This is a genomic window from Secundilactobacillus pentosiphilus, assembly GCF_002217985.1.
Taxonomy (GTDB): Bacteria; Bacillota; Bacilli; order Lactobacillales; family Lactobacillaceae; genus Secundilactobacillus; species Secundilactobacillus pentosiphilus.
Genome location: NZ_BCMI01000093.1, coordinates 1 through 207, shown reverse-complemented (window position 1 = coordinate 207; position 207 = coordinate 1). Strand labels below are relative to the sequence as shown.

General features: G+C 48.8%; 1 rRNA gene. It reads left to right on the top strand.

What is annotated here, in order from left to right:
• Positions 1 to 23: 23 nt before the first annotated feature.
• Positions 24 to 207 (top strand): 16S ribosomal RNA (locus tag CES81_RS13190); the annotation flags it as partial.

The window sequence follows — 207 nt, the reverse complement described above, 5'->3', positions numbered from 1 at the left end:
TATTAATGAGTCACAAACAATCATAAATTGAGAGTTTGATCCTGGCTCAGGACGAACGCTGGCGGCGTGCCTAATACATGCAAGTCGAACGCATCCCGCTGAACTGAAGTGCTTGCACTGATTTTCAGCATTGGATGAGTGGCGAACTGGTGAGTAACACGTGGGTAACTTGCCCAGAAGCGGGGGATAACACTTGGAAACAGGTGC